Below are 5865 nucleotides of genomic sequence, written 5' to 3'. Positions count from 1 at the left end.
CAGCACGTGGCCGCCGGTGGACAGGTTGGACTCTTCCATCAACTTCTGCAGATGCTCCACGGCCTGGCGGCTGAACGCGGTGAAATCCTGCGCGCCTTCAAGGTACTGGTTCAGCCAGCCGCTGAACGGGTAGGCGCCGGACTCCTCGTGAAAGAAACCCCAGGCCTTGCCCTGCTTGGCGTTGTAGCTTTCGTTGAGGTCGGCCAGCAGGTTCTCGATGGCCTGGGATTCGCCCAGCTCCGAATCGCGGGCATGCAGCACGGCGGGGCTGCCATCGGGCTGCTTGTCGATCAGGTGGACGATGCTATGGCGGATAGGCATCAGATTGCCTCCTGTGATGGTTGGGACTGACCACGCTCGGCACGACGAAGGCGGGCGAGGGCATTGAGGTCGGCACGGTGATCGCTGGCTGTACAGGACGTGAAGATCGAGGCGTGGCCGGCCTTGCTGAACTTGATGTGTCCGCCAGCGGTTCGGGAAACGCTCCAGCCTTCGGACACGGCAAACGCCACCAACTGGCGAAGGCGCCCGTCGGCGCCACGTAGAAAGTTACGCATCGGCGGTCTCCTCCAGTTGCAACAGCCAGCTCTCCAGATCCTGCTGGTTCGTTGGCAAAGAGCCGGCTTTGGCGGCCTCCAAGAGCTGCTGAACCAAGTGGTTGAGCTGGGCGCCAAGTGCCGCACGTCGACACACCTCTTCGTCGTGGGAAGAGCGCAGCGTGCTGACCTCGGTCTGCAGCTTGTCCAATAGCAGCGCCTGGCCAATGCCAACAGCACATAGCTCGGTGGCAATGGGGCGGAGGTTGGAGCAGACGCGCGATTCCCAGGCCCGGCGGCAGGCATGGAAGCGGTGTGGAGGTTCCACGTTCCAGCCGCCAGTCCAGTACCCCGTCTTGCCGCAGTCGGGACAGGGCCATTGGCCGCTGCCGTCCGCGTGGTAACCGCACCCGAGACAGATCCAGTCCGGGCCATTGCGCAACTTGAGTTCCAACTGGAGCTCGGAAGTGCTGATCTTCTCCAAGGGCCGGAAGGTCGTTACCTCAGTCATGGTCGGCCTCCACAATTTCGATGCTGAGGCCGCCATCCACGTCCAGCAGCGGGTAGCGGGCGGTCACTTTGCCGGTGCGTGCGTTTCGGACGTACACCTGCTGTTCGCCTCGATGCTTGGAGACTCGCTCGACTGTCCCTAGGTACTCTCCGGAGTAGTGACGTACCCGGACTGAGGTGCCTGGTTTGAACGTGTTGGCAAGTTCAGCGGTGAAAAGCTTCTGAGCGGCCTCCATCGCTTCATGTGCTGCGAACAGCGCCGGATAGGCCGTGGCTGCCTGCTTGTTCCAGTCGTGCTTATTCATACCGTCCTCCCCTTGCCCTCCAGGCCGTTGCCGATCTGAATGGCGATGATCTCGGGTTCATGGCCAGGGAACTTCGTGCCCAAGTCCGTCAGGAACTCGCGGGTTGCCTCGCGGGAGCCAGGAATGCGGAACACCACGGTGCAGTGCTGCACTTCCGACTGGGTATCGATCACACCGATGCGGTGCGCATGGGCAACCGCCGAGGTGTCGAAGGAGACGCTGGCTGGGATTGACGGGAAGAGTGCGGCGCTACTGTGCATGACCGACCTCCTGCAGCTCCTCAAGGTCGTAGCTACCGCACGTTGGGCAGACCATCACCTCGACCTCGCCTTCAGGCGTGTTCTCGGCAGGAAGACACTGGCGAACCTGATGACGCGGATGATGGGCGTCGCAATGGCGGCAATGGTGCGTCAATGGCGTAAGGGTTGTGGTGTTCATACATCGACTCCTTGCCAATTGCTGGCACTGAGATTCGCGAAGCGGGTTTGATGGGGGATGAAGGCGGTGCGTACCGTCCCGGTAGGGCCGTTGCGGTGCTTACCGATGATGATTTCGGCGATGCCCTTGAACTCGGTCTCGGGGTGATAGACCTCGTCGCGGTAGACGAACATGATCACGTCGGCGTCCTGCTCGATGGCGCCACTGTCACGGAGATCCGCGTTGATGGGGCGCTTGTTCGGGCGACGCTCCAGGTCCCGGTTCAACTGGGAGAGCGCGACGACGGGACAGTTCATCTCCTTGGCCAGGGCCTTTAGGGCTCGCGAAATCTCGCTGATCTCGTTGGCCCGGTTCTCCTGTCCGGGGCAGCGCATCAACTGCAGGTAATCGACCAGGATCAGGGCAGGCTTGCCGAACCGGCGCGCGGCGCGACGAGCCTTGGCCCGAATGGCTGCTGGCGTCAGGCCGGAGGAGTCGTCGATGACCAGACGATCGCCGTAGCCGTGCATTCGGGCGACAGCCGCGGTCAACCGCGGCCAGTCGTCATCGTCCAGACGACCCTTCAGCAGCTTGCCAAGATCGAGGTGGCCCAAAATGGCCATCAAGCGGTAGATCAGCGCTTCAGCCGGCATTTCCAGGCTGTAAACCTGAACGGTCTCCTGGGGTTTGCTCTGTAGGGCCGTGTCCACGAAGTTGAGGGCCAGGGACGTTTTACCCATCGACGGCCGAGCACCCAGGATGATCAGATCGGCAGGCTGGAAGCCCGCCGTCAGCTCATCCAGATCGCTCAGGCCGGATGCCACACCCGTCACGGCCACATTGCCGTTGAAGTGCTCATCGATCTTCTCGATGACATTCGAGATGCACTGCGTGAGATCGATGAACTCGGAGGCGGTGCGGTCCTGGCCGAGAGCGAACAGCTTCTGCTCGATGGCCTCTTGCACTTCGAATGCGTCCGCCTGCTGATCGGAGGCTTCCCTGGAGCAGTGGTAACCCAGGGACATCAAACGGCGCAGGTGCGAACGGTTGCGCACGATCCGGGCGTAATGCTCGATGTTGGCCACCGAGGGAATGTTCTTGGCCAATTCGCCGAGATAGGCCAGGCCTCCAACCTCTGCGGGCTCAGCCAGCGCCTCGCCCACCGTGACGATGTCGAATGGCTGCCCCTTCGACGCGAGGTTGGCAATGGCCTGGAAGATCACCTTGTGCTCGTGGCGGAAGAAGTCCTCGACGAGCAGCTGGTCCCCGATGAGGTCCCAAGTGGTGTTATCCAGCATCAGGCCGCCCAGAACACCTTGTTCAGCCTCGACAGAATGTGGAGGGGATAGGTCCAGGTGCATCATTGCGCGTGCTCCAAAGATGACAGTGCCAAGGCGGAGGGTTTGAAAGCGGCGTTCATCGACCACCCCCATAGGCCAGGGAGGCCTGACGCTCTTGGGCGACACCGCGATGCAGGTGGGCATTCCGGCCTTGATCCCAGCCGGCATGCAGCGACCTGCTGTCGTGACCTTTGGCCTTCAGTGGCTCGATGGTGAATTCCTTCAACTGGGGATGGTGAATCTCCAGGTAGGCCTTGATCTCCTTCCGCGTCGTTTCATCCATACCGCCAGCGAACTGGGCGACCTTGTGGGAAATCGCGCTGAGCCAACCCGCAGTGAACAACTGGCCCCGTCGACGCTTGGTCTTCAGTTGGCAGCGCTTCTGTTGGGCCACGTGCTCACGACGTGCGGCGACCAGTTGGTGGTGCAGGGTGGAGTAGGCGTAAGCCGCCAGTTCCGGGGAAATACCTTTGCCGAGAAACTTGAACGACCAGCCCAGCAAGGGGTTGAAATAGGCAAGGTGGCTGCAATCGAACGCGGTTGCGCAGATCGATGCCAATGTGTGCAGCCAGTCTTGGGGCGCGCGGCGGGTATTGGTGGCTACACTCGCCTCATCGACCGCGTGAGCAGCAACCTCAATGGATTCCAGGTTGTATTGCTTCATCAGGCTGCGCGCCTGTCGGAGTGCGGTTTCCACCTCGTTGGGAGCGGCGCCCTTCGAGTTGGCCAGCGCCATGAGCTTGGCCACCTTGCCGAGGACCTTCTGCTTGTCCATCAGTCGGCCTCCTGCATTCGATTGTTCTGCAGGTCGCGGACACCCTCGAGAATCATGCCGACAGAATCGAGATTGGGGGCGGTGGCAGCGACCAGTATCAGCTCGTTTCCAGAGTCCAGCGTCAGATGAACCAAATCGAATACGGGATGGCAGGCGCCTTCGGCCTTCTCGATAACCTGCTGTAGCGTGGTCTGCTCGAAATTGACGTTGCTTATGAGGTGGCTCATGCCTGACCTCCTGCTTTCGCCGGAGGCGTCAGCGCTTCGGACCAGAGCCGGATCGTTTCTACCGAGGCTGGATCCGCCAGTACCTTGTCACGGTTGCTGGCCAGTTGTTCCTGGAGGACCTGCAAACGCGCTTCGGGTGATTCCGAGTCGACCCAGGTGAGGAACTCCTGAAAGGCGCCTAACAGGTCGAGGCGCTCGCTGGATACGTTGCTGGCTCGCCACTGGGCTTGAGTCAGGCCTATCAGGCGATTGTTGTGCTGCATGTACTCGCGCAATCTTTGGTGCAGACGACCCTGATCGCGAAAGAGAGGAGGAATGGCAACTGTGTGTGCCACCAAGACCAGCTTGAGCAGCTCAATCTGGCCCTCGAAGGTGTCCACGGGTAGGGGAAAAGCCTGGGCTATCAATCGTGCAGCCTGACGGTCCCGTTCAGCGCGGCGTTTCGCGGCCGCTTTCTCTGCCCGATCCTTGCGCTCCTTGGCGTGCTCCACGCTGTGTTTCACAGAGTCGAGGAGCGCTGCGGCGTCGCGCAGCAGATCGTGTTGCTCTCGGGTGAGGTTGGCACCCAGGCGGCCTAGCAGCGAGTTTGTGTGGGTGAGTGCTCTCAGCTCGCGCGCAGCAGTGGTGAGCCCAGTCTGTAGGCTACGAATCTCCTGAGCGCTATAGAACTTCCCAAGCTCCATCACCATGTCAGCGGTGATGCCGGTTGCCTCTGTCAGAGCCTTGCGTTTGGAGGTGACCATCTCAGCGAGCCTCCCTGGCGAGCTTGGCGACCCTCTCCTCGGTCATGGCCTCGAAGCGATCACGCCATTCAGGAAAGACCTCGATCGCCAGTCGGCGGATGATGCTGAGCGCGGATGGGGCCTGGCGGTTGGACGGCTGGCGGTATTCGAGCCGGTGGGCGGGAATTCCCTGGGAGGCAGCGTTCCGGAATACGACCGCTGCAGGAATGGTGCTGTCCAAGACCGAGATTTCTTGGTTGTCCTGGAAAATTTCGCGCACCGTGTCGTAGATCATCTGGGCGTCGCTGGTCTGGTCGAGACAGTTGACCACGATGTTGACCGGCGGAATGTTGAGACCGAGACGGGCGTAGGCCCGCAGCCCATCAAGCATTTGCATGGTGCCGCGGTTGAACTCACGTGCGGTCAGCATGTTCGGCGGGAGAGGGGAGATGGCCAGGTCGGAGGCAAGCACGACCATCTCCAGCATGGCCGAGCGGGCACCCTGGGTGTCGATCAGCACCAGATCGAAGTGATCCCGGAACGCCGGCATGAGGTTGGCCAGGCGCAACCGCCCGTCGGGTGCTTGCAGAAGTAGGTTTATGAGCTGGTTGTTGATGTCATTCGAGATGACCAGCGAAAGGTTCGGAATCGTCGTAGTGGAGACGATTCGAGAAAGCTCCGTTACGTTGAAGGCCAGGAGGTCGTAAATGCCACCTTGTGCTTCATCACTGATCAGGTAATACGAGGAAAGCGAGGGCTGGACGGGGTCCAGATCGATGAGGAGGGTTCGCAAACCGGCGTCGGCACAGAACGCGCCGAGGTTTGCTGAGGTAGTGGTTTTACCGGTACCGCCCTTGGTCGATACGACCGATGCGATTTTCATGGTTGAGCGCCTCTAATGTGGGTTCATTAGAGGCTGCAACAGCTAGTAGGCCAGACTCCTGCGATCCTTAAGAGGCCCTTCCTAGACGCTCCCGGACCAATTGTCTTTTAACCAATTGGTCGTAGGTTCGAATCCTACACGACCCACCAT

11 protein-coding genes are annotated in these 5865 nt (G+C 60.8%); all 11 read right to left on the bottom strand.

The features are described 5' to 3' along the window. Nucleotides 1-321 (bottom strand): nucleoid-associated protein (locus BZL41_RS27625; protein WP_174706211.1); only part of this gene is annotated, 321 nt, incomplete at its 3' end. Then, nucleotides 321-557: a hypothetical protein gene (locus BZL41_RS27620; protein WP_095602236.1), complete on the bottom strand. Its 237-nt coding sequence runs from the start codon at nucleotides 555-557 to the stop codon at nucleotides 321-323. The genes BZL41_RS27625 and BZL41_RS27620, both read right to left, overlap by 1 nt. Beyond that, entirely contained in the window at nucleotides 550-1047 is a 498-nt protein-coding gene (locus BZL41_RS27615) for a hypothetical protein (RefSeq protein WP_095602235.1), read from the bottom strand. Before BZL41_RS27615 ends, BZL41_RS27620 begins: the two co-directional genes overlap by 8 nt. After that, nucleotides 1040-1351: a hypothetical protein gene (locus tag BZL41_RS27610; RefSeq protein ID WP_095602234.1), complete on the bottom strand. Its 312-nt coding sequence runs from the start codon at nucleotides 1349-1351 to the stop codon at nucleotides 1040-1042. The genes BZL41_RS27615 and BZL41_RS27610 overlap by 8 nt, the downstream gene beginning before the upstream one ends. After that, entirely contained in the window at nucleotides 1348-1611 is a 264-nt protein-coding gene (locus BZL41_RS27605; RefSeq protein WP_095602233.1) for a hypothetical protein, read from the bottom strand. The genes BZL41_RS27610 and BZL41_RS27605 overlap by 4 nt, the downstream gene beginning before the upstream one ends. Then, nucleotides 1601-1789: a hypothetical protein gene (locus BZL41_RS27600; RefSeq protein ID WP_095602232.1), complete on the bottom strand. Its 189-nt coding sequence runs from the start codon at nucleotides 1787-1789 to the stop codon at nucleotides 1601-1603. The genes BZL41_RS27605 and BZL41_RS27600 overlap by 11 nt, the downstream gene beginning before the upstream one ends. Then, the gene (gene dnaB, locus BZL41_RS27595; protein ID WP_095602231.1) at nucleotides 1786-3132 is read right to left on the bottom strand and encodes a replicative DNA helicase; all 1347 of its coding nucleotides are present in this window, start codon (nucleotides 3130-3132) and stop codon (nucleotides 1786-1788) included. Before dnaB ends, BZL41_RS27600 begins: the two co-directional genes overlap by 4 nt. Before the next feature lie 52 nt (nucleotides 3133-3184). After that, on the bottom strand, nucleotides 3185-3883 hold the full coding sequence (locus BZL41_RS27590; RefSeq protein WP_168191078.1) for a DUF2786 domain-containing protein: 699 nt from the start codon (nucleotides 3881-3883) through the stop codon (nucleotides 3185-3187). Beyond that, complete coding sequence (locus tag BZL41_RS27585) at nucleotides 3883-4110, bottom strand: hypothetical protein (protein WP_095602229.1); 228 nt, start codon at nucleotides 4108-4110, stop codon at nucleotides 3883-3885. Before BZL41_RS27585 ends, BZL41_RS27590 begins: the two co-directional genes overlap by 1 nt. Next, nucleotides 4107-4853 (bottom strand): hypothetical protein, encoded by a 747-nt coding sequence (locus BZL41_RS27580; RefSeq protein WP_095602228.1) that lies wholly within the window; start codon nucleotides 4851-4853, stop codon nucleotides 4107-4109. The genes BZL41_RS27585 and BZL41_RS27580 overlap by 4 nt, the downstream gene beginning before the upstream one ends. A gap of 1 nt (nucleotide 4854) precedes the next feature. Next, nucleotides 4855-5715 carry a ParA family protein gene (locus tag BZL41_RS27575; RefSeq protein WP_095602227.1) on the bottom strand — a complete coding sequence of 287 codons (861 nt, stop codon included), beginning with the start codon at nucleotides 5713-5715 and terminating at the stop codon, nucleotides 4855-4857. Nucleotides 5716-5865 lie beyond the last annotated feature (150 nt).

It is taken from the genome of Pseudomonas sp. PIC25, from assembly GCF_002286785.1.
Taxonomy (GTDB): domain Bacteria; phylum Pseudomonadota; class Gammaproteobacteria; order Pseudomonadales; family Pseudomonadaceae; genus Pseudomonas_M.
The sequence above is the reverse complement of the archived record's forward strand: the minus strand, read 5'-3'. Positions and strand labels throughout refer to the sequence as shown.

What these genes read in the sequence shown, in the direction of transcription:
- BZL41_RS27620 (WP_095602236.1), bottom strand. Translation starts at nt 557, where the DNA reads ATGCGTAACTTTCTACGTGGCGCCGACGGGCGCCTTCGCCAGTTGGTG.
- BZL41_RS27615 (WP_095602235.1), bottom strand. Translation starts at nt 1,047, where the DNA reads ATGACTGAGGTAACGACCTTCCGGCCCTTGGAGAAGATCAGCACTTCC.
- BZL41_RS27610 (WP_095602234.1), bottom strand. Translation starts at nt 1,351, where the DNA reads ATGAATAAGCACGACTGGAACAAGCAGGCAGCCACGGCCTATCCGGCG.
- BZL41_RS27605 (WP_095602233.1), bottom strand. Translation starts at nt 1,611, where the DNA reads ATGCACAGTAGCGCCGCACTCTTCCCGTCAATCCCAGCCAGCGTCTCC.
- BZL41_RS27600 (WP_095602232.1), bottom strand. Translation starts at nt 1,789, where the DNA reads ATGAACACCACAACCCTTACGCCATTGACGCACCATTGCCGCCATTGC.
- dnaB (WP_095602231.1), bottom strand. Translation starts at nt 3,132, where the DNA reads ATGATGCACCTGGACCTATCCCCTCCACATTCTGTCGAGGCTGAACAA.
- BZL41_RS27590 (WP_168191078.1), bottom strand. Translation starts at nt 3,883, where the DNA reads ATGGACAAGCAGAAGGTCCTCGGCAAGGTGGCCAAGCTCATGGCGCTG.
- BZL41_RS27585 (WP_095602229.1), bottom strand. Translation starts at nt 4,110, where the DNA reads ATGAGCCACCTCATAAGCAACGTCAATTTCGAGCAGACCACGCTACAG.
- BZL41_RS27580 (WP_095602228.1), bottom strand. Translation starts at nt 4,853, where the DNA reads ATGGTCACCTCCAAACGCAAGGCTCTGACAGAGGCAACCGGCATCACC.
- BZL41_RS27575 (WP_095602227.1), bottom strand. Translation starts at nt 5,715, where the DNA reads ATGAAAATCGCATCGGTCGTATCGACCAAGGGCGGTACCGGTAAAACC.